19 protein-coding genes are annotated in these 20970 nt (G+C 71.3%); 10 read left to right on the top strand and 9 right to left on the bottom strand.

The annotated features are described in order from the left end of the window. Nucleotides 1–148: 148 nt before the first annotated feature. The 3 genes from QSK17_RS01890 to truA all read left to right on the top strand — a co-directional run bounded on the left by QSK17_RS01890 (nucleotide 149) and on the right by truA (nucleotide 2896). Nucleotides 149–1165, top strand: a complete 1017-nt coding sequence (locus QSK17_RS01890; protein WP_061253237.1) for a DNA-directed RNA polymerase subunit alpha — start codon at nucleotides 149–151, stop codon at nucleotides 1163–1165. A gap of 187 nt (nucleotides 1166–1352) precedes the next feature. Then, nucleotides 1353–1865: a 50S ribosomal protein L17 gene (gene rplQ, locus QSK17_RS01885; RefSeq protein WP_285702583.1), complete on the top strand. Its 513-nt coding sequence runs from the start codon at nucleotides 1353–1355 to the stop codon at nucleotides 1863–1865. A gap of 125 nt (nucleotides 1866–1990) precedes the next feature. Beyond that, nucleotides 1991–2896, top strand: a complete 906-nt coding sequence (truA, locus tag QSK17_RS01880; protein ID WP_285702582.1) for a tRNA pseudouridine(38-40) synthase TruA — start codon at nucleotides 1991–1993, stop codon at nucleotides 2894–2896. Here the strand turns inward: truA and QSK17_RS01875 are convergent. From QSK17_RS01875 to QSK17_RS01865, 3 genes are all read right to left on the bottom strand, one after another. Further along, entirely contained in the window at nucleotides 2886–5783 is a 2898-nt protein-coding gene (locus QSK17_RS01875; RefSeq protein ID WP_285702581.1) for a hypothetical protein, read from the bottom strand. The genes truA and QSK17_RS01875 overlap by 11 nt on opposite strands. A gap of 109 nt (nucleotides 5784–5892) precedes the next feature. Continuing rightward, the gene (locus QSK17_RS01870) at nucleotides 5893–7404 is read right to left on the bottom strand and encodes a hypothetical protein (protein WP_285702580.1); all 1512 of its coding nucleotides are present in this window, start codon (nucleotides 7402–7404) and stop codon (nucleotides 5893–5895) included. A gap of 39 nt (nucleotides 7405–7443) precedes the next feature. Next, nucleotides 7444–8241, bottom strand: a complete 798-nt coding sequence (locus tag QSK17_RS01865; RefSeq protein WP_285702579.1) for a CAP domain-containing protein — start codon at nucleotides 8239–8241, stop codon at nucleotides 7444–7446. Nucleotides 8242–8513: 272 nt separating this feature from the next. Here QSK17_RS01865 and rplM point away from each other — a divergent pair, with 272 nt between their 5' ends. The 3 genes from rplM to glmM are packed head-to-tail and all read left to right on the top strand — an operon-like array spanning nucleotide 8514 to nucleotide 10872. Next, nucleotides 8514–8957 carry a 50S ribosomal protein L13 gene (gene rplM / locus QSK17_RS01860; protein ID WP_285702578.1) on the top strand — a complete coding sequence of 148 codons (444 nt, stop codon included), beginning with the start codon at nucleotides 8514–8516 and terminating at the stop codon, nucleotides 8955–8957. 30 nt (nucleotides 8958–8987) lie between these two features. Further along, complete coding sequence (rpsI, locus tag QSK17_RS01855) at nucleotides 8988–9512, top strand: 30S ribosomal protein S9 (protein WP_285702577.1); 525 nt, start codon at nucleotides 8988–8990, stop codon at nucleotides 9510–9512. A gap of 1 nt (nucleotide 9513) precedes the next feature. Then, nucleotides 9514–10872 (top strand): phosphoglucosamine mutase, encoded by a 1359-nt coding sequence (glmM, locus tag QSK17_RS01850; protein WP_285702576.1) that lies wholly within the window; start codon nucleotides 9514–9516, stop codon nucleotides 10870–10872. A gap of 104 nt (nucleotides 10873–10976) precedes the next feature. Here glmM and QSK17_RS01845 read toward each other — a convergent pair whose 3' ends face one another. The 6 genes from QSK17_RS01845 to coaA form a co-directional block, all read right to left on the bottom strand. Beyond that, nucleotides 10977–11693: an ABC transporter permease subunit gene (locus tag QSK17_RS01845; protein ID WP_285702575.1), complete on the bottom strand. Its 717-nt coding sequence runs from the start codon at nucleotides 11691–11693 to the stop codon at nucleotides 10977–10979. 129 nt (nucleotides 11694–11822) lie between these two features. Continuing rightward, nucleotides 11823–12776: an ABC transporter ATP-binding protein gene (locus QSK17_RS01840; RefSeq protein WP_285702574.1), complete on the bottom strand. Its 954-nt coding sequence runs from the start codon at nucleotides 12774–12776 to the stop codon at nucleotides 11823–11825. Next, a complete protein-coding gene (locus QSK17_RS01835; RefSeq protein ID WP_285702573.1) occupies nucleotides 12773–13639 on the bottom strand; it encodes an ABC transporter permease in 867 nt (288 codons plus the stop codon). The genes QSK17_RS01840 and QSK17_RS01835 overlap by 4 nt, the downstream gene beginning before the upstream one ends. Then, nucleotides 13636–14538: an ABC transporter ATP-binding protein gene (locus QSK17_RS01830; protein WP_285702572.1), complete on the bottom strand. Its 903-nt coding sequence runs from the start codon at nucleotides 14536–14538 to the stop codon at nucleotides 13636–13638. The genes QSK17_RS01835 and QSK17_RS01830 overlap by 4 nt, the downstream gene beginning before the upstream one ends. Nucleotides 14539–14619: 81 nt before the next feature. After that, complete coding sequence (locus tag QSK17_RS01825; RefSeq protein WP_285702571.1) at nucleotides 14620–15612, bottom strand: DUF389 domain-containing protein; 993 nt, start codon at nucleotides 15610–15612, stop codon at nucleotides 14620–14622. A gap of 8 nt (nucleotides 15613–15620) precedes the next feature. Then, entirely contained in the window at nucleotides 15621–16544 is a 924-nt protein-coding gene (coaA, locus tag QSK17_RS01820; RefSeq protein WP_285702570.1) for a type I pantothenate kinase, read from the bottom strand. A 154-nt stretch (nucleotides 16545–16698) separates the two neighbouring features. On the opposite strand from coaA, the gene QSK17_RS01815 reads away from it, so the two are divergent. From QSK17_RS01815 to QSK17_RS01800, 4 genes are all read left to right on the top strand, one after another. Next, nucleotides 16699–17049: a holo-ACP synthase gene (locus QSK17_RS01815; RefSeq protein ID WP_285702569.1), complete on the top strand. Its 351-nt coding sequence runs from the start codon at nucleotides 16699–16701 to the stop codon at nucleotides 17047–17049. 91 nt (nucleotides 17050–17140) lie between these two features. After that, complete coding sequence (locus tag QSK17_RS01810; RefSeq protein ID WP_285702568.1) at nucleotides 17141–18652, top strand: NAD(P)H-hydrate dehydratase; 1512 nt, start codon at nucleotides 17141–17143, stop codon at nucleotides 18650–18652. Between the two features lie 52 nt (nucleotides 18653–18704). After that, nucleotides 18705–19874, top strand: coding sequence for an alanine racemase (alr, locus tag QSK17_RS01805; protein WP_285702567.1), 1170 nt, complete (start codon nucleotides 18705–18707; stop codon nucleotides 19872–19874). 40 nt (nucleotides 19875–19914) lie between these two features. Continuing rightward, on the top strand, nucleotides 19915–20967 hold the full coding sequence (locus QSK17_RS01800; protein ID WP_285702566.1) for an alpha/beta fold hydrolase: 1053 nt from the start codon (nucleotides 19915–19917) through the stop codon (nucleotides 20965–20967). Nucleotides 20968–20970: the final 3 nt, after the last annotated feature.

Below are 20970 nucleotides of genomic sequence, written 5' to 3'. Positions count from 1 at the left end.
GGCATCATGGTTGTAAGCGAGTGGCGTCAAATAGCGGGCGCCGCCGTACAGGGAGAGGAAGCCGGTCCCGGCACGACCGGGTCGCGAGCAGCGGCCGACGGTGGTGCGGGGCGCGGTGGAATCGTCCCGGAAACAGGGGAGATCCCACATGCTCATCGCACAGCGCCCGAGCCTCCTGGAGGAGTCGCTCGAGGAGCACCGGTCCAAGTTCGTCATCGAGCCGCTGGAGCCGGGCTTCGGTTACACCATCGGCAACTCGCTGCGGCGCACGCTGCTGTCCTCGATCCCGGGGGCGGCGGTCACCAGCATCCGCATCGAGGGCGTGCTGCACGAGTTCTCGACCGTGCCGGGGGTCAAGGAAGACGTCACCGACATCATCCTGAACCTCAAGTCGCTGGTCGTCTCGTCCGAGCACGACGAGCCGGTTGTGATGTACCTGCGCAAGCAGGGTCCGGGTGAGGTCACCGCCGCCGACATCGCGCCTCCGGCCGGTGTCGAGGTGCACAACCCCGACCTGCATATCGCCACGCTGAACGGCAAGGCGAAGCTGGAGATGGAGCTGACCGTCGAGCGCGGTCGCGGCTACGTCTCCGCAGCCCAGAACAAGCAGCCGGGCCAGGAGATCGGCCGGATTCCGATCGACTCCATCTACTCCCCGGTCCTCAAGGTCACCTACAAGGTCGAGGCGACCCGTGTCGAGCAGCGCACGGACTTCGACCGGCTGATCCTGGACGTCGAGACCAAGCCGTCGATGAAGCCGCGCGACGCGGTCGCCTCGGCGGGCAAGACCCTGGTCGAGCTGTTCGGCCTGGCTCGCGAGCTGAACGTCGAGGCCGAGGGCATCGACATCGGCCCGTCGCCGACCGACGCCGCTCTGGCCGCGGACCTGGCGCTGCCGATCGAGGAGCTGAACCTCACCGTCCGCTCCTACAACTGCCTCAAGCGCGAGGGCATCCACACCGTGGGTGAGCTCGTCGCCCGCAGCGAGCAGGACCTGCTCGACATCCGGAACTTCGGCGCGAAGTCGATCGAAGAGGTCAAGCAGAAGCTGCACGAGATGGGCCTCGCCCTCAAGGACTCCCCGCCCGGATTCGACCCCAGCGCGGTCGCCGGCGGCGGGTACGACGACGAGGACGGCGGCTTCATCGAGACCGAGCAGTACTAGATCGTGTCTCGGCCGTTCCGGCACTGAGACAGCGGGCGCACCGCTGTCTCAGCGGCCGGGAGGCACCCCGGGCGACCGGGTGAAGCGGCGGAACCACTGATTTGCCGAAGGCGGGCTCCACGGGCCCGCCGCCCCGACTCCGGTACCTGATACGGCCGGAGCGGGTTGTCTCTCAAGGAGAAACGAAATGCCCAAGCCCACCAAGGGCGCCCGTCTCGGCGGCGGCCCGGCGCACGAGCGGCTGATCCTGGCGAACCTCGCCACCCAGCTGTTCCAGCACGGCCGGATCCGCACCACCGAGGCCAAGGCCAAGCGTCTTCGCCCGCTCGCGGAGAAGCTGATCACCAAGGCGAAGAAGGGCGACATGCACAACCGTCGCCAGGTGCTGACCGTCGTCCGCGACAAGGGCGTCGTCCACCACCTCTTCACCGAGATCGCGCCGACTTTCGCCGAGCGTCCCGGTGGCTACACCCGTATCACCAAGCTCGGTCCGCGTAAGGGCGACGCCGCTCCCATGGCGGTCATCGAGCTGGTCACCGAGCAGCTGAGCCCGGTCACCGTCTCGCGTCCGGCCGCCGAGGCCCCGGCCGCTCCGGCCGCTCCGGCCGAGGAGGTCACCGAGACCCCGGCCGCCGAGGCTCCGGCTGCTGAGGCCCCCGCCGCCGAGGCGGAGGCCGAGGCCAAGAAGGACGAGGCCTGATCAAGGGCCTGTGCTGATTAAAGGCCTGTGCTGACTTAAGGCCTTTGAGCGGGTCCAGTGTCCCCTTCCGGGATCGCTGGGCCCGCTCTTCGTTTGGGCAGGGCTGTCGCCTGCCGCACGGGAGGATGGACGTGGACCGAGAAGTTCGGCTGAGGCTCGACCTGGGCTATGACGGCACCGACTTCTCCGGCTGGGCGCGACAGCCGGGGCGGCGAACCGTCCAGGGAGAGCTGGAAGGCGCGCTGAGCCGCATCCTCCGGCTCGACCCCGCCCCTCAACTGACTGTGGCCGGCCGTACGGACGCGGGGGTGCATGCCCGGGGGCAGGTGGCGCACGTGGATCTCGCGCTTTCGCGGCTCGCGGTCGCCGACACCGTCCGCGCCCGGCAGCGGGACCCGGAGACCGACCCCGAGGACGCCTGGCGCGCTGAAGGCGCTCATTGGCTCGCTGCGCTCACCAGACGGCTGGCGGGTGTACTGGCGCAGGATGTACGCGTTTATACCGTCTCAGTGGCTCCTGAGGGGTTTGACGCGCGTTTTTCGGCCCTCTTCCGGCGATACGTCTACCGCGTGTGCGACGCCCCTGGCGGGACCGACCCGCTGCGGCGGCGCGAGGTGCTGTGGCACAACCGGCCGCTCGACGTCGATCTGCTCAACGCGGCCGCCGCGCGACTGATCGGTGAGCACGACTTCGCGGCGTTCTGCAAGAAGCGCGAGGGCGCCACGACGATACGCGAGCTTCAGCGGCTCGACTGGACGCGCGGCGAGGACGGGATCATCCAGGTGACCGTCGTCGCGGACGCGTTCTGCCATTCCATGGTCCGCGCCCTGGTGGGGTCCCTGCTCGCGGTGGGCGAGGGCAGGCAGGCCGTCGAGTGGCCGGGGCAGGTGCTGTCGAGAGCCGTACGCGCGCCCGGGGTGCATGTGGCCCCGGCGCACGGGCTGACCTTGGAGGAGGTCCGCTACCCCGTGGGCGATGAGCTGGCCCGGCGCGCCGTGGTGACGCGCCGGGTGCGCACGCTCAGTTCGTGACGCGCTTCCCGATCACTTCGGCGGTGTGGTCGCGGAAGGCGCCACTGACGGGGCCGAGATCCTGCTCCTTCGCGCTCGGCGTGTGGCCGTCGGCGTAGGTCGCGTAGCTGAACACGATGTAGCGGCCCCAAACCATGCCCGCGGCGTAACCGCCGGAGATCGCGACCCGTTCGGCTCCGCTACCCACGTCGCCGTTGAGCCCGCGGAACCAGAGGTTGCCGCTGAGGTTCTTGGTCTTGTCGACCGCGAGGGCCGCGTCCTTGGTGGGCAGCACCGCGATGCCGGTGGTCACGGCGTAGCGTTGCTTCGCGTCCACGTAGGTGGCCCTGAGGACCCGGCGACACTCCTGCTGCTTGAGCGCGTCGGCGAAGGCGCCCGCCGCCGCCTGCTCGCAGCTGTCGGTGACGTGGACCTTGACCCGCTTGAAGCTCTTCCCGGCGAGGGTGATCCGGGTGTCCGGGAACGTCTCGGTCAGGGTGAGCTTCCGCGGGTCTGTCTCCTCAGCGTCGAGAGGAGCCGCGTTCGCGTTCGTGCCGGTGCTCGCGCTGGCGCTCGTGCTGGGCTGCGCCGCGGGCGTGGTTGCCGCGGGGGCGGCGCTGGTCGCCGATGATCCGCCAGTGAGCGCGGAGTTCTCTGGTTGCTCGGTGTACGCCAGGTAGGCGGCGGCGCCGATGGCCACCACCACGACACCGGTCCCGGCGCCGAGCAGGACCCTCTTGCCCATGCCCGAGGCCCGCTTCGCCGGCGGTGCCGCCGGGGGAGCGAGCGGGACCGGGAGGCCGCCGGGCGGCTGGATTTGTTCTGGCGCGAGCAGTACGGGGCCGTGCGCGGAGGTGACCTGCGCGGAGGCGACCTGCGCAGACGCGGTGCCCGCACGGACCGGAACGTGCTCCTGCCCCGCCGCTCCGCCCGGGAAGCCGGTCGGCTGGTGCGGCTCGGCCGTCCCGTCGTCACGGCCCTGGCGAGCCGGAGTGCCGGGTGCCCGATCGGGGGCGCTGGGCAGGGGTTGGGTCACCGTCCCCTCACCAGGAGCGACCGGAGGCCGTCCCGTGAAAGGAAGGCCGCCCGAGGCCGCCGGTGCGTGGTTCGGCGGCCCGGAGGCGTCGGCGTCCCCCTCGGAAGCGGGCCGGGAGCCCGTCCCGCGGGGATCAGCGGACGGCGTGTCGGCGGAGCCCTCCGCGTCTTCGCCGCGCACGGCGGTGTCCGCGTGCCCAGTGGTGTCCGCGTGCCCGGTGGTGTCTTCGCGTCCGGTGGTGTCCTCGCGTGCGGTGGCGTCCTGCGCGGCGGCGGGGGTGCCCGGAGCGGAGGACTCGGTCGGGGGCCAGGCCGTCCTGGTGTCGCGCAGGGGCGCGTCAGGCGCTGGAGCAGTCTCGCCGGGAAGCCTGGGCGGCCACACGGGGACGTCGCCGGGCTCCGCCGGGATCCTGGGACGGACGGGGGTCTCCTGGGCCGCGGGCGGCTTGAGCGGGGCGGTCGGCCCCTGTTCATGGGCCACCGGCGAATCTTGCTCCGGAGAGGAGTCGGCCTCCTCCCGCGCGGTCGGCTGATCGTCCGCCGTGGGCCGCGGGTGCCCAGGGGCATTCGCCTCCGCGGCTGTCTCGGGGGCCGACTCGGTAACCGGCTCCGTGGCTGACTCTGTGGCCGACTCCGGAGTGGGTTCGGGGGCCGACTCCGGAGTCCCTTCCGAGGATGGAACGGGGACCGCGGAAGCAGACGGTTCCTGGTTTGAGGCGGGTGCTGTGCCAGGCCCAGCCGCGGGGTCGGCCTCGGACTCCACGTGTAGAGGCCCTGAGGGCTCCGCGTGTAGGGGCGCCGCGGGGTTGGCCTCGGGCGCCGCGGGGGCGCCACCGGACTGGGCGTCCCGTAGCGCCGCGGCCGACCAGGTCGCCATGGCCGGGGCCTGCTCGGGCGCGTCGGACTCTCCGGGCTCTTCTGGCCAACCGGGAGAGCCGACCTCCTCGAACTCAGTTGGAGCAGGCGGTGTGCCATGGGACGTGGTGGGTGGTGCGGAGGGCTCGCCGGCACCGGCCGCCGGTCGCGGGTCGCCCTGCGTGCCGTACGCGCTCTCCCCGGCGTGGCCGGGCGCCGGGCGGGTGCCCGGCTGCGCGGTCTCGGCGTTCCACGCGCCGGGACGCCCCTGGCCACTGAGGGGAACCCACGGCTTGGTGACGTCGATCGCGGGGAAGTCGATGGTCTCGAACTGGTCGCCCTCGGAGATCTCCCTGAACGCCTTGCGGGGACGGTCGCGCTCCTGAGGCGATGGCGCCTCCGGCGGTGTGGGGGAGGGCCGGGTCCAGCCTGCGGGCGGGGCCGCCTGCGCCCGGGGCGCAGAGGCCTGGTCGCCCGCCGGGGAGGGGCGGTCCTCGGCAGGGGAGGTGCGGTCGTCGGGCGGGGACACGCGGTCATCCGGTTGAGCGGTGGAAGCGGTGGCGTCGGCCGCGCCGAAAGCGGGCGGCGGACCCCACTGCGGGGGATCGGTCGGGGCCGGTGCCCGCTCCGCTGGCCACTCCCTGGTGGACTGGCTCGCTGCCGGCCAAGAGGACCAGGGCTGCTCTTCGGCCGTGCTGCCTTCGGCCGTGCTGCCTTCGGCCGTGCTGTCCCCGGCGTCGCCGTTCCCGGGCACGTCCTGGGCCGCGTCGTCTCGGGCCGCGCTCTCCGCGAGGGCGGCTCCGGCGGCCGCGGGGGCGGCGTTCGGTGGTTCGCCGGGCGACAGCGGCTTGCCCGCCTCGTACTGAGGGCGGGCGAACCAGTCGTAGCCCGGCGACATCTCGCCGGGAATCTCGTGCGATGTCTCGTCGGGGTGGCCGAAGCTCGGCGGTGGCACAGCCGGTGCCGCCGAGCCGTCGGCGCCGTGTTCGTGATCGGAAACGGGATCCTGGCCACGCATATGCGGAAGCGTATCGGCGCAGACGAGATCGTCGTGCCGCTATGGGCGTTTGTGCGCAGCCCCTGAGCGGCGTTTGTCCAGAAAGATCGGCGGAAAGATGGTTCGCGGATCAGCCGTGTCCTCCGGTCAGGGACCTCGTGTCGAGAGCAGGGAAGACGGTCTTCTCCGTGATGTCCATGGCCGCCCGGTAGAGCTGTTTGAGTTCGGTCTTGTTCGGGTTGTGGCCGTCCTTGAACTGGAACCACAGGAGGACGGTGTAGTGGCCGTGGACCCAGCCACCCGCGTACGCGTCACCCGTCCCGAGGAGCTTGCTGACGTCGTCGGTGCCGGGCAGCGGCTTGAGGAAGTCCTGTCGCTCCTTGCCGCCGCCGGCGGACGCCACCTTCGTGGCGGCGGTGGTGGTCTTGAGGTTGGCGACGCCGATCGTGCCGATGATCGTGCCCTTGGAGTCCTTGTAACTGGCGCGGATGAGCTGTGTGCAGCCGCCCGCCTTCAGAGCCTTGGTGATCTTCTCGCCGGAGACGCCGTCGTTGCACGTCTTCTCTTTGTTCACCTTGGTCCGCAGGTATGAGCGGGTGCCGTTGGTGACCTTCTTCTGCCCGAAGAGTTCCGTGGCGGTGAGCGGGGTCTTGTCGGTCGTCCGCGAGCCCGCGTAGCCGTACTTGCCTCCGGGGCCGGGGGTGGTCACGGGCGTCGGCGTCGGCGTCGAAACAGCGCGGACCGGTTTCTCGCGGCTCGCCGCGACCCACAGACCGGCGAAGAGCGCGCCGATCAGCGCGAGACCGGCCAGGCCGAGCACGATGGGGTGTCGCCAGAGGGGGACCGGGCCGTAGGGGTCCCACGGCGGTTGCGACGGCTCGGCTGCGCGCCGTTCGGCCCGTGGCGGCTCGCTGGAAGCGGACGCCCGCCGACCCTGCGAATCCCCGGAAAGGGAGCCTCCGGCCTCCGGGCTACCCGGCTGTGAGTGTTCGGCGGTGTGGCCGCCCGGAGGGCGCTGGTTCCCCGCGCCATCCGGCTGGGCCCCCGGCGGGAAACCGCCGGACGTGTAGCCGCCCCCCTGTGAACCACCGGATGCGTAGCCGCCGGGCTGCGAACCGCCGGACGCGTAGCCGCTCGGCTGTCCGGTCGCGCCGGGAGCGGTTCCGTACGGGGAGCCTCCGGGCTCCCGGTTCCCGCTCAAGGGGCTTCCCGGTTGCGGGTCTCCGATGCTCCAGGGTGCCGTGCCGCCCGGTTGCGAGCCTCCGGCGTCAAGGTTCCCCGGTGAGGCGCCTCCCGGACCCCAGCTCCCGGTCGAGGAACTGCTCGGTTGCGACGCCGCCTGCGCCCAGGTCCCGGCCTGCGGGTTTCCCGGGCGCCCGCCCGGCTCCCAGCTCCCTGTCTGCGGTCCTGCCTGCGGCCCTGCCTGCTGGGCGGCGTCCCGCTGCGGCCGGCGCCACGGATCGAACGCCGGAGCCTCCTGCCCTGACTGCGCTGACTGGTCGGCCTGGCCAGACTGGCCAGGCTGTCCGAACGCGGATCCGTACGGCCGCGCCTCCGGACGCCGTTGGTCGGCGGTCGGCGGCACGCCCTGCGGGAGGTACGGCTGGCGGTGTGGTTGCTGCTGGTCGCCGGGATAACCCATGCGCTGAGATTAGCCGCGTATCCCAGCAGATGAGGAAAGTCAGGAATAACCGAAGTCCTGGGTCCACCACGGGCCACCAGGCCCCATGTCGACCCCCACACCGGTCGCGACCAGGCTGCAGTTGAGGATGTTGCGCCGGTGGCCGCTGCTGGCCATCCAGCCCTGAATCGCCTCGCGGGCGGTCTGGTAACCCCGGGCGATGTTCTCCGCGCCGCCGTCCCGGTAGCCGGCGGCGTCCATGCGTTCCCACGGCGAACGGCCGTTGGGCGAGGCGTGCTCGAAGACGTTGCTCGCGGCCATCTCCCGCGAGTGGAGACGCGCGGAGCGGACAAGGCGCTTGTCGACCCGCATGGGGGCGCAGCCCCGCCTGAGGCGTTCGGCGTTCGCCAGCCGGACGACCTCGGACTCCAGGGCGCTGAGGCTCGCGCCGCCACCGGTGTCGCCACCGCCCGTGTAGCCGGGCTCGTCGCCGTATCCAGGGGTGAAGGTGTTCCACTGGGTCCCGCCGTCCGACGGGTCGATCATGTTGGACGGGTTCCTGACGGGTGGGCGGGCCATCGGGGTGGCCTGGCTGAGGGGCGGGTCACCGGCCCGCGCCACGTGGTCGAGCGGCGGCCGGTGCCGCGACGAGGGGCCCGACGTCTTCGAAGGGGAATTCGAAGGGGAAGAGGAGGGCTCGGAGTTGCGGAGGTAGACCTCGTCGACACCGTTCCTGGTGGTGACCCTGCCGATGACGACGCCGGCGAGCAGGAGCGCGACAGCGCACGCGAGCAGGCCCACGTGAGTCCCGCGCCGGGGCGTACGTTGGGGGTGCCGGGTGTGAGGGGTCTGCCACATACCGCAGTCAAATATAGGGATGTGCGGCTATGAGGATGAAGGGGACCGCGGGATTGGATTTCCGTGTCCCGCCGTTCCGACCCCGCGTTGGGCAGCGCGTTTTGACCCCGGACACAGGGAAGGGTAATCTGCTGATTCGTTGTGTGCGCTGGTCCTCTCGTGACCCGTGCACGGCGCGTCCGGCGTCTTCTCCCATGCATGTGGAGACGGAAGGTTGCCGTCGTGCCTGCGCAACCTACCGTGAGTTCACATTTCCGACAGAAGGCACTGCCGTGCGCACGTTCTCACCCAAGCCCAACGACGTCGAACGTCAGTGGTACGTCATCGACGCCACCGACGTCGTGCTCGGCCGGCTGGCCAGCCACGTCGCGACCCTGCTCCGCGGCAAGCACAAGCCGATCTTCGCCCCGCACGTCGACACCGGCGACTTCGTCATCGTCATCAACGCCGACAAGGTGGCCCTGACCGGCAACAAGCTCGAGCAGAAGAAGGCCTACCGTCACTCGGGTTACCCCGGCGGTCTGCGTTCCGTGACCTACAGCGAGCTCATGGAGAAGCGCCCGGACCGCGCCGTGGAGAAGGCGGTCAAGGGGATGCTCCCCAAGAACGCCCTTGGCCGGAAGATGGCGAAGAAGCTCAAGGTCTACGCCGGTTCCGAGCACCCGCACCAGGCGCAGCAGCCGGTGCCCTTCCAGATCAGCCAGATCGCCCAGTAATCGCCGAGCCAGGAAAGTAAGAGGAGAACCGTGGCCGAGTCCAACGGTATCGAGACGCTCGTCGAGGGCGAGCAGCAGGGCGAGTTCTCGTCCGAGGAGTTCCCTTCCGAGTACACCACCGAGTCCGCGCCCAGCGCTGAGGCCCCCGTGCGCCGCCCCATCACCACGGGCAACTCGTACGGCACCGGCCGCCGCAAGGAGGCCGTGGCCCGCGTCCGCATCGTGCCGGGCACCGGCAAGTGGACCATCAACGGCCGCTCGCTGGACGCCTACTTCCCGAACAAGGTCCACCAGCAGATCGTCAACGAGCCCTTCGTGACGCTCGGCGCCGAGGACCAGTTCGACGTCATCGCCCGCATCGGCGGCGGCGGCGTGACCGGCCAGGCCGGCGCCCTGCGCATGGGTCTGTCCCGCGCGCTCGCCATCCTGGACGCCGAGACCAACCGGCCTCCGCTGAAGAAGGCCGGCTTCCTGACCCGTGACGCCCGGGCCACGGAGCGGAAGAAGTACGGCCTCAAGAAGGCCCGCAAGGCTCCGCAGTACAGCAAGCGTTAAGTTGGGGCGCCTTTTCGGCACCGACGGGGTACGTGGGGTCGCGGGTCGCGACCTCACGGCCGAGCTGGCCATGGATCTGTCCGTGGCGGCGGCTCATGTCCTCGGCGATGCCGGGGCGTTCCACGCGAGCGTCGGGCGGCGTGGCCGCCCGATCGCCGTCGTAGGCCGGGACCCGCGAGCTTCAGGAGAGTTCCTGGAAGCCGCGGTCGTCGCCGGCCTCGCGTCGTCTGGCGTGGATGTGCTCCGGCTCGGCGTGCTGCCCACCCCGGCGGTCGCGTACCTGACTTCGGCTCTGGGGGCCGACCTCGGGGTGATGCTCTCCGCATCGCACAACCCCGCCCCGGACAACGGCATCAAGTTCTTCGCGCGAGGCGGCTTCAAGCTGGCCGACGCCGTGGAGAACGAGATCGAGGAGCGGCTGGGCGAGAAGTGGGACCGGCCCGTCGGCGCGTCCGTCGGCCGGGTTCGGGAGGCGTTCGGCGAGGCCGACCGGTACGTCTCGCACCTGCTCGACACCCTGCCGCATCCCCTTGACGGCCTGCGGGTCGTCGTCGACTGCGCGCACGGCGCGGCCCACATGGTCGCTCCCGAGGCGCTGCTGCGGGCGGGGGCCGTGGTGGAGACCATCGGCGCCTCTCCTGACGGGCTGAACATCAACGATGGCGTCGGCTCGACCCACCCGGACGAGCTGAAGAGGGCCGTCGTCGAGCGGGGGGCCGACGTCGGCATCGCCTACGACGGGGACGCCGACCGCTGTCTCGCCGTCACCGCCGGGGGCGAGGAGATCGACGGCGACCAGATCATGGCGATCCTCGCGGTGGCCATGCACGCCGAGAGGCGACTGGCCGAGAACACCATCGTGGCGACCGTGATGTCCAACCTGGGTTTCAAGATCGCTATGCGCGAGGCCGGGCTCACCATGGTGGAGACCGCGGTGGGCGACCGTTACGTCCTCGAGGCGATGCAGAGCGGCGGTTTCACCCTCGGCGGCGAGCAGTCCGGGCATGTGATCATGCTCGACCACGCCACCACCGGTGACGGCGTGCTCACCTCGCTGCACCTGCTCGCGACGGTCGCGAAGTCGGGCGCCTCGCTGGCCGAGCTCGCCTCCGTCATGACGAAGCTGCCGCAGGTGCTCGTCAATGTGCGGGACGTCTCCAAGGCGAAGGCGCGCTCCTCGGCCGAGTTGGCCGCCGCCGTCGCGGAGGCGGAGGCGGCGCTGGGCGACGGGGGCCGGGTCCTGATCCGCCCGAGCGGGACCGAACCCATGGTCCGGGTCATGGTCGAGGCCGCGTCGCACGACCAGGCCGAGGCCGTCGCCAACCACCTGGCCGAGGTCGTCCGCACCTGCTGTGGATGAGTCCGCTACGGGAGAGTCCGTACGGGTGAGTCCGCTACAGATGAGTTCGTGAAAGCGTGTGGCCTCCGCCGTCCGGCGGAGGCCACACGCTTTTCATGTCGATGTCACTCGTCGCCGGTCAGGGACAGGCCGCGCAGGCGCTGTCCGGCGATCAGCAGGGCGGCGACGGTCACGATGACGATCGCCGGTACGGCGAAGCCGATCGGCACGTCCGACTTGAAGAACGCGGACGTCGACACCTGGTCGGCGATCGACTGGGCCCACTGCTGGATCGAGAACTTCCGCGCCCCGGGCACGTAGCCGCCCACGAGGCCCTCCCACACCAGCGCGTAGATGACCCCGACCGTCACCGCGTGCCGGGTCAGCACGCCGAGCAGCAGGAACACCGCCGCGTACGCGACGCCGGCGAGGAGCGCGCCGAGGGCGAAGCCGTACGCGACCCCGGACTCGGTCTGCACGAGCAGGTACGCCGCGATGAACGTGGGCACGGCGGCGAACAGCGCCAGCAGCGACGCGGCCACGACGAACTTCGTGAAGGTGATCACCGGCCGGGAGATCGGCTTGGACAGCAGATGCATGATCGTGCCGTCCTCGATCTCGGGCGCGATCACGCCGGTCCCGGCGATGAGCCCGAGGAGCGGCAGGATCGTGCCGATCGCGAACGTCTTCATCAGTGTCACGGCCGTGCCCTCGCTGGGCCCCCCGATCAGCCGGAGCAGCCCGGCCACGGCGATCAGGGCCAGCGGCAGCAGGACGAGCAGCAGGATCCGCTTGCGGCCGAGCATCGCCCGGTACGTGATGTCAGCTACGACGGTGTTCATTGGGTCTCGCTCCGCTCGACTGCTCCGGCGGTCCTTCGCGTGGTCATCGGTGGAGTCACTGATGGAGCCGCGAACGGAGTCCGGTGAGATACGGTTCCGCGTGATCGTCCGGGTGGTCCCGGCCTGTGGTCACGCACGGGGCTGGATGAGGTAGGAGAAGACGCTTTCCAGGTCCTCGTCGGTGGGGGACACCTGCCAGAGGCGGACCCCGGCGTCGCGGGCGACCCTCGGCAGCAGCCGCGTGAAGCGGCCGAAGTCGAGCGCCTGCACCTCCAGCCCGCTCTCCGTCAGGGAGACCGCCCCGGACGAGGCGTCGGCGATCAGCGCGGAGGCCAGCCTCCGGTCGTCGCTGGAGCGGACCCGGAACAGGTGCGGGCGGTCGGTCATCCGCCTGCGGATCTCCCGGTAGTCGCCGGAGGCGGCGTGCCGGCCCGCGACCATGACCTCGATCTGCTCGGCGACCCGCTCGACCTCCTCCAGGATGTGCGAGCTGAACAGGATGGTCCGGCCCTCGGCGCCCATCCGCCGGACGAGCTCCATCAGGTGGAGCCGCTGGCGCGGGTCCATGCCGTTGAAGGGCTCGTCGAGCAGCAGCACCTGGGGATCGTGGACCAGCGCGGCGGCGACCTTGACCCGCTGGCGCATGCCCTTGGAGTAGGTCTCGATCCTGCGGTCCTTGGCGTGGCTCATGTCGACGAGGTCGAGGGCGCGCGTGGCGGCCTGCGCCGGATCCGGCAGCCGGTGCAGGCGGGCGGCGGACAGCACGAACTGCCATCCGGTCAGGAAGCCGTAGACGCCCTCCCTCTCCGGGACCAGGCCGATGTGGCGGTAGATGTCGTGGCTGCGCCAGATCCGCTGCCCGTTCAGCGTGGCGGTGCCGTTCGACGGGGCGAGGAAGCCGGCCATGATGTGCAGCAGCGTGGACTTGCCCGCGCCGTTCGGGCCGAGCAGGCCGGTGACGCCCGGGCCGATCGTCATGGTGACGTCGTTGACGGCGACGACGTTGCCGTACCAGCGGGAGACCCGGGCCAGCTCCATGAGCCCCGGCCGGGCGGCGACGGCGGGAACGGTGGTGACCGTCATGAGGAGGCCGCCTTCCGGTAGCGCGTGAAAAGTGCCGTCAGCGCGAGAGCGATCACAGCCAGCAGGATCAGTGCGGGCCACGGCCCCGTGGGGTAGCCCTCGCCGTCGGAGGGCGCGGTGCCGAACAGGGCCACCTGAACGGAGTCGACGAGGAAGAACGGGTTGATCAGCAGCGCCCACTTGGCGGCGGCGTCCTGGCCGACCGACAGGAGCACGCCGAAGAACACCGCGGACACCGCCGAGGTGAACAGGTAGAACGCGATCACCGACGCGACCCCGAGCCCGCGCCTCGGCGTGAAGGATGCGAGGGCCAGGCCGATCGAGGCGAGCAGCAGGGCGAGGAGGACGGCGGACACCATCGAGGCGATGTAGTCGCGGGTGTGCGGAGGACCGGGGAGGTCCACCAGCAGCTCCCCGGCGTACAGGACCGTCAGCGGCACGGCCAGCAGCAGGAGCAGCGCGGCCGTCATGGCGGCCAGCTTCGCGCCGACGTAGTCGACCACGGTCACCGGCCGGGACAGGTAGAGCGGCAGGACGCGGAAGCGCAGGTCCGGAGCCACCAGGTACGGCGACTGCGACGCGAGGAAGATGGCGAGCACCGCCTGCATGGTCACGGCGTACGCCGGATAACCCATGGCGCTCTGCTTCAGCAGGGCCATGACGGCGATCGACACCACCACCGGCAGCAGCATGATCGCCACGAGCAGGAACGGGATGATTTTCGCGCGGGTGGTCCGGCCGAGGCCGAAGACGCCGCGCAGGCTGTGCACGGCGAGGGCGCGGGTGGCGCTCCCGCGGCCGAGCCGGGGACCCTCGTAGTGCCGGTAGCCGATGTCATGGATGATCGCGGTCTGCTCGGTCATGCCGCCGGCTCCCTGAAGACGTCCTCGATGCGGCCGCGACGCTGTTCGAGCCGGACGAGGTTGAGGTCGAGTTCGCAGACGGCGTCGCGCACGGCGTCGAAGGTGTCCTCCGAGCGGACCTGGACGGTCAGGACGCGTCCCTGCACCGCCACCGCCTCGCCCAGCTCGGCCAGCCGCGCGGCGAGGGGTTCGAGACCCTCCTCGACCTCCACGGCGATGGCCTGCGTGGCCTGGGTGAACTCGCTGATCGCGGACGACCGGAGTAGGGCGCCGCCGTCGATCACGATGACGTGGTCGCAGACCCGCTCCAGCTCGCCGAGCAGGTGCGAGGTGACCAGGACGCTGATGCCGAACTCGGTGCCGATCCGCCGGATCAGCGCGAGCATGTCATCGCGGCCCTGAGGGTCGAGGCCGTTGGTGGGCTCGTCGAGGAAGACCAGCCGGGGATCGTGGACGAGCGCCTGAGCCAGCTTGACCCGCTGCCGCATGCCCGTGGAGTAGCCGCCGATCGGGCGGTACCGCTCCTCGTGCAGGCCGACGTGCCGGAGGATGTCGGCCGCGCGCTCGCGGGCGGCGGCGCGCGGCAGGCCGGACATCTGCGCCATGTGTACCACGAACTCGGTGGCGGACACGTCGGGCGGCAGGCACTCGTGTTCGGGCATGTAGCCCACGACGCGGCGGATCTCCGGCCCGTGTGTGGCGGCGTCCATGCCGAGCACCTCGGCCCGGCCGGACGTCGGCGGGAGCAGGCCGAGCAGAATCTTGATCAGCGTGGACTTCCCGGCGCCGTTCGCGCCGACGAGCCCGGTGACGCCGGTTCCGGCCGTGACCGTGAGCCGGTCGAGCGCCGTCACGCGGGGAAACCGCTTGGTCAGACCCTCGGTTGCGAGGATTGTCATGATCCGGAGACTACCCCCGGGGTGACGGGCGCGACCTCCATCAGGAGGAGGAACCGCGCGTCATACCGTGGCGGGTCCGCCTCATCTCGAGGTGCCGGTGCGCAGCCCCCGGCCTTGCCCGCGCCGCGTCCGTACGGCGGGGACGGCGGGGATGCTCCGGCCGTACCGCTGCCAGAGGAACCGCTGGACGAACAGGGTGGCCGTGCCCGCGGCCACCATGCCCGCGATGTTGACGGCGAGCTGGGTGAGCGAGTGGCCGACCTCGTCCCAGCGGCCCAGGGCCATCGCGACCGCCATGTATCCGGCGGCGGGCACCGTGGTGACCGAGATGAAGACGCCGACCAGGGCGGAGGACTTGCCGGCGGTGATCGAGAGCACGCCCGCCGCGCCCGCGAGCACGGCGACGATGAGCGACCACTTGTCCGGCGCGACGATGAACCGCACCTCGTCGTTGTGCCGCAGCATCTCGGGGAAGACCCAGCCGAGGCCGCGCGCCGCGACCGCGCAGGCGAACGTGATCGCGATGGCGACGGCGAAGCCGACGGCCAGCGTCCGGGCCGCGACGGCGATCAGCCGCGGGTTCCCGCGCAGCAGTCCGAAGCAGATCGCGGCCACCGCGCCGAACTCGGGGCCGAGGACCATCGCGCCGACGATCAGGATCTGCGAGGGGATGAGCACGCCGATGCCGGCGATCTGCGTGGCGATCGTGAGGAAGGCCAGGAACGCCCACGTGATCCGGCAGTCCGCGGTGACCCGGTGGGCGAGCTGATCCCAGATGACCGCGTCGTCGCCGTCACCGGGGGCCTGCTCCTCCGCCTGCTCGGCGGCGCGTGAGATCGACAGCTCGATGTTCTCGATCGCGATCGAGCCGTCTTCCTCCAGGCCGAGGTTCTTCAGCTCCTCGATCAGGTCGTTCGCCGCCTCGCGGGCGACGTCGAGCAGCAGCACGTCACCCTTGGGCCGGCGCGCGGCCTTCGGCATCAGGACCACGTTGGCGACGCCGGTCGCCCGGTCGACCGTCTTCAGCACCCGGCCGGTCCGATCGGCCGGGCTGATCACGCGCAGATGCAGCACGACGACGATTATGTACGGCGCAGTCGGATGCGGCTGACGGAGTGTTCGGGCCCCTTGCGCAGGATCAGCCCGGCCCTTCCCCGCGTGGGGGCGATGTTGTCGATGAGGTTGCGCTCGTTGATGTCACGCCACACGTTCTGGGCGAACTCGGTGGCCTCGTCGTAGGACAGCTCGGCGATGTGCGCGAAGTACGACTTGGGGTCGGCGAAGGCCGTACGGCGCAGCTTGTGGAAGCGATCGACGTACCAGGACCTGATGTCCTCGACGCGGGCGTCCACATAGATGGAGAAGTCGAAGTAGTCGCACACGGCCAGGGACGTGGGCGGCGCCGGCTGCAGCACGTTGAGGCCCTCGACGATGAGGATGTCGGGCCGCTGCACCGTCTGCGCCGCCCCGGGCACGATGTCGTACTCCAGGTGGCTGTAGACGGGGGCGGTCACCGACGGGTTGCCCGCCTTGACGTCGGCGACGAACTTCACCAGCGCCCGCCGGTCGTAGCTCTCTGGGAAGCCCTTGCGGTGCGTGATCCCGCGCTCTTCCAGAACCTTGTTGGGGTAGAGGAAGCTGTCGGTGGTGATCAGATCGACCCGTGGGTGTTCGGGCCACCGGGCCAGCAGGGCGTGCAGGACCCTCGCCGTGGTCGATTTGCCGACCGCCACGCTTCCCGCGATGCCCAGCACGTACGGCACGCGCTCGTCGCGCTCGCCCAGGAAGGCGCCGACGGCGGCGCTGCGCTGGCGCGACCCGGTGAAGTGCAGGTTGAGCAGCCGGGTGAGAGGCAGGTAGATGTCGGTGACCTCCGCGAGGTCGATCGGATCGTCGACACCGCGCAGATCCGAAAGCTCTGCCTCGGTGAGGGTCAGCGGCGTGCTCTTGCGGAGACCCCTCCACTGGGCACGGCTGAGCTCGACGTACGCGTCTCCATCTGCCACGTCGGCCAAGCCTACTCAGCCGGGCGAAAACGTCTTCGGGCGGGAGCGGTGCACAGCCTGTGGATGAAACCGGTGGATTGCGGCCACGGATTTCGGGGAAAGAGGTGGGGTTCCAAGCCGACCACCGCGGGAGGGCGGCGGGTAGCCTCGCCCTGTGATCGTGGGAATCGGAGTGGACGTCGTCGACGTGGCGAGGTTCGCCGCCACGCTGGAGCGCACCCCCTCCCTCCGGGAGCGGCTGTTCACGGAGGCGGAGCGCGAGCTGCGGACCGAGTCGCTGGCCGTCAGGTTCGCCGCGAAGGAGGCGGTGGCCAAGGCGCTCGGCTGTCCGCCGGGCCTGAGCCACGTCGAGGCGGAGATCGTCAAGAACGAGGTCGGCAGGCCGTCGGTCCGGGTCACCGGCGCGGCCGCGGAGGTGGCCCGCGCCCTCGGCGTCAAGAGATGGCACGTCTCCCTGACCCATGACGGAGGCGTCGCCATCGCCTACGTGCTCGCGGAGTCGTGACACCCCTCCTGGCGATCTTCGTACGGGCGAACCTCACCGGGCCGCGGCCGGTCGTCGCGCCCGTGATCGTCTCCGGGATACGGTCGGACGCATGCGGACCGCGTACACCTCTGACCAGATCCGGGCCGCCGAGCTGGCGCTGATGGCGCGGCTGCCGGAAGGGACCCTCATGGGCCGGGCCGCCGCCGGGCTCGCCGCCGCCTGCGCGTGCGTCCTCATCGCCAGGCGCGGCCGCGTGTACGGCTCCCGCGTCGTCCTCATGGTCGGAAGCGGCGACAACGGGGGAGACGCGCTGTACGCCGGGGCCCGGCTGGCCAGGCGGGGTGCCCGGGTGGACGCGATCCTCGCCGGGGCGCGCTCCCATCAGGGAGGACTGGCCGCGCTGCGCGCCGCGGACGGCAGGGCGATGGAGTTCGCCCCTGAACCGGCTCGCGAGCTGATCGACGCCGCCGACCTCGTCATGGACGGCCTGGTCGGGATCGGGAGCTCGGGAGCGCTGCGCGAGCCGTACGGCACGCTGGCCGCCTTCACCGAAGACGCCCCCGGCGTGGTGATCGCGGTGGACGTGCCGAGCGGGGTGGACGCGAGCAGCGGCCGCGTGGACGGGCCGGTGGTCAGGGCGCACGCGACCGTGACGTTCGGCGCGTACAAGAACGGCCTGCTCGTCGATCCCGGCGCGTCGTGCTGTGGGGCGGTGGAGTTGGTGGACATCGGGCTCGGGCCGTACCTCCCGGACCCGGACGTGGCCGCGCTGATCGGTGACGACGTCGCCGACCTGCTGCCGAAGCCCGCCCCGGAGTCGGACAAGTACCGCAGGGGCGTCGTCGGGATCGCCGCGGGAAGCGACACGTTCACCGGCGCCGCCGTGCTCGCCGCGGGCGGAGCCGTACGCGCGGGCGCGGGCATGGTGCGCTTCGCGAGCTTCGAGGAGCCGGTCCGGCAGGTCAGGGCCCGCTGGCCCGAGGCCGTGACGACGGTGCTCAGCCCCGGAGCGGGGGGCGTGCTCGACGGCGTCGGGCGGGTGCAGGCGTGGGTGGTCGGACCCGGCCTCGGCACCGGGCCGGAGGCGCACGCGGTCGTCAGGGAGATCCTGGCGACCGACCTCCCCGTCCTCGTGGACGCCGACGGGCTGACCCACGTCGCCGGGGACAGGTCGCTGCTGCGCCGGACGGGGCCGACGCTGCTCACCCCGCACGCCGGGGAGCTGTCGCGGCTGCTCGGCGTGCCGCGGGAGCGGATCGAGGCCGGCCGGATCGAGCACGCGCGCCGCGCGGCGACCGAGCTGGGGGCGACCGTGCTGCTGAAAGGGTCCACCACGCTGGTCGCCGAGGAGGATCGGCCGGTGCGGGTCAACTCCACGGGGACGCCGTGGCTCGCCACGGGCGGCACGGGAGACGTGCTCTCCGGCATCGCGGGCGCCCTGCTCGCCGGTGGGCTGAGCTGTTACGACGCCGCGTCCTGCGCCGCCTACCTGCACGGGCTGGCCGCGCGGATCGCGGCGGCCGGACCGGGCCGCGCCGCCGGACGCGGCCGGGCGGGCGAGGCGCCCATCGCGGCCCTCGACGTGGCCGAGGCCCTTCCCGAGGCCGTCCGCGCTCTGTGACGCGGGCAGGCGACCGGTCTGACCAATCCGGATCACCTGACAAACTGGAACGATGAGTTTCCCGATCGCCGTGGACGCGAAAGCCCAGGTCCGGACCCCTGCCGAGGCGAGAGTGGACCTCGCCGCGGTCCGGCACAACGTCGGACTTCTCACCGGGCAGGCCTCCGGAGCCGAGGTCATGATCGCGGTCAAGGCCGACGCGTACGGCCACGGCCTGGTCCCCTGCGCGCAGGCCTCCCTGGAGGCCGGGGCGACGCGGCTGGGCACCGCCGTCATCCGCGAGGCGCTGGCCCTGCGCGCGGGAGGAATCACCGCGCCGATCCTGTCCTGGCTCATCACGCCGGGCGAACCGCTGGACGAGGCGGCGCTCCAGGGCATTGAGCTGTCCGCGAACGCCCCCTGGCTGCTGGACGACATCGTGGCCGCCGCCGGGCGCACCGGCCGCACCGTCCGGGTGCACCTGAAGGTGGACACCGGGATGTCCCGCGGCGGGGCGTCGCTCGCCGCCTGGTCCACGCTGATCGAGGCGGCGCTGGCCGCGCGGGCCGAGGGCGCGATCGAGATCGCCGGCATGTGGTCGCACTTCGCCTGCGCCGACATCCCGGGCCACCCGTCCATCGACGCGCAACTCGCCGTGTTCGACGAGGCGCTGCGGATCGCCGACGGGATGGGTGTGCCGAGCGACGCCATCCGCCACATCGCCAACTCCGCGGCCACCTTCACCCTGCCCAAGGCGCGGTACGACATGGTCCGGCCGGGCATCGCGTCGTACGGGCTGAGCCCCATCCCGGAGATGGGGGACTTCGGGCTGCGCCCGGCCATGACGCTCGTGGCGCGCCTCGCGCATGCCAAGCGGGTCGCGGCCGGTTCCGGCGTCTCCTACGGCCACCTGTACGTCACGGAGCGCGAGACCACGCTGGCGCTGGTCCCCCTCGGATACGCCGACGGCATCATGCGGACCGCCACGAACCGGGCGGAGGTTCTGGTCGCGGGCAAGCGGCGGCGGATCGCCGGGCGGGTCTGCATGGACCAGTTCGTCATCGACGCGGGCGACGACCGGCTCAGCGAGGGCGACGAGGTGATCCTCTTCGGCCCCGGTACGCGCGGCGAGGCCACCTGCCAGGAATGGGCGGATTCCCTGGGCACGATCACTCATGAGATCGTGACCAGGATTGGATCCCGCGTTCCGCGCGTTTACGCAGACGAGCGAGGGGTCGGGTAGAGCCGGGCGGCATCGCGCCGCCGTCACAAGGAGAGCACGTATGACCACACGCCGCAAGGTCGGGATCGCCGGGGCCGTGGTGGGCGCCGCGTCGGCGGGCGCGGCGGCGGCGGCCATGGCCAAGAGGTACGCCGTCGGCCGGATTCGGCTGCGCCCCGACCTGGAGGCGAGCGAGCCCTTCGGCGAGATGCACGGCCGCGAGGCGGTGTTGACCACGTCGGACGGCGTGATGATCCACGCCGAGATCGACGGTCCCGAGGACGCTCCGCTGACCGTGGTGCTGTGCCACGGCTACTGCCTCGCCTCGGACTCCTGGCACTACCAGCGGCGTGACCTGCGTGAGACGTACCGGCTGGTGACGTGGGACCAGCGCTGCCACGGGTTGTCCGCGCGGGCGGAACCGGCCGACTGCACGATCGACCGTCTGGGCGAGGACCTCGCACTGGTGGTGGAGGAGCTGGTCCCCGGCCCGTGCGTGCTCGTCGGCCACTCCATGGGCGGCATGACGATCATGGCGTTGGCCGAGCGGCGGCCGGAGCTGTTCGGCGAGAAGATCCGAGGCGTGGCGCTGATCTCCACGTCGGCGGGAAAGTTGGCCGAGCTCACGCTCGGCCTGCCCGCGCTGGTGTCGAAGGTCGTGCACAAGGCGGTCCCGTCGGCGGTGTCGCTGATGCGCAAACGCGGGGCGCTGGTCGACCGGGGCCGCGAGGTGGGCAACGACGTCGCCTTCCTCGCGGTTCGTCATCTCGGGTTCGGCGACTCCAGGAACGTCAGCCCGACCGTGGTTGACTTCGTCGAGTCCATGATCAGGACGACCCCGTCCGAGGTGATCGCCGACTTCTACCCGGCGCTCATGTCTCACGACAAGCTGACCGCGCTCGACGTGCTCAACAAGATCCCCACCTCGATCATCGTCGGCGAGCGCGACTGGCTGACCCCGCTCGACCACAGCCGGGCGATCGCGGCGGCCGTCCCGACCGCGCGGCTGACCACCGTCCCCACCGCGTCGCACCTGGTGCAGTTGGAGAGCCCCGCCGTCGTCAACGACGCGCTGCGCGAGCTGCTCAAGCGCAGCGAGCGCGGCGAGGCGTGAGCG

Origin of the sequence: Microtetraspora sp. NBRC 16547 (genome assembly GCF_030268965.1) — a bacterium.
Taxonomy (GTDB): domain Bacteria; phylum Actinomycetota; class Actinomycetes; order Streptosporangiales; family Streptosporangiaceae; genus Microtetraspora.
This window is presented reverse-complemented; position numbering and strand designations above follow the sequence as displayed.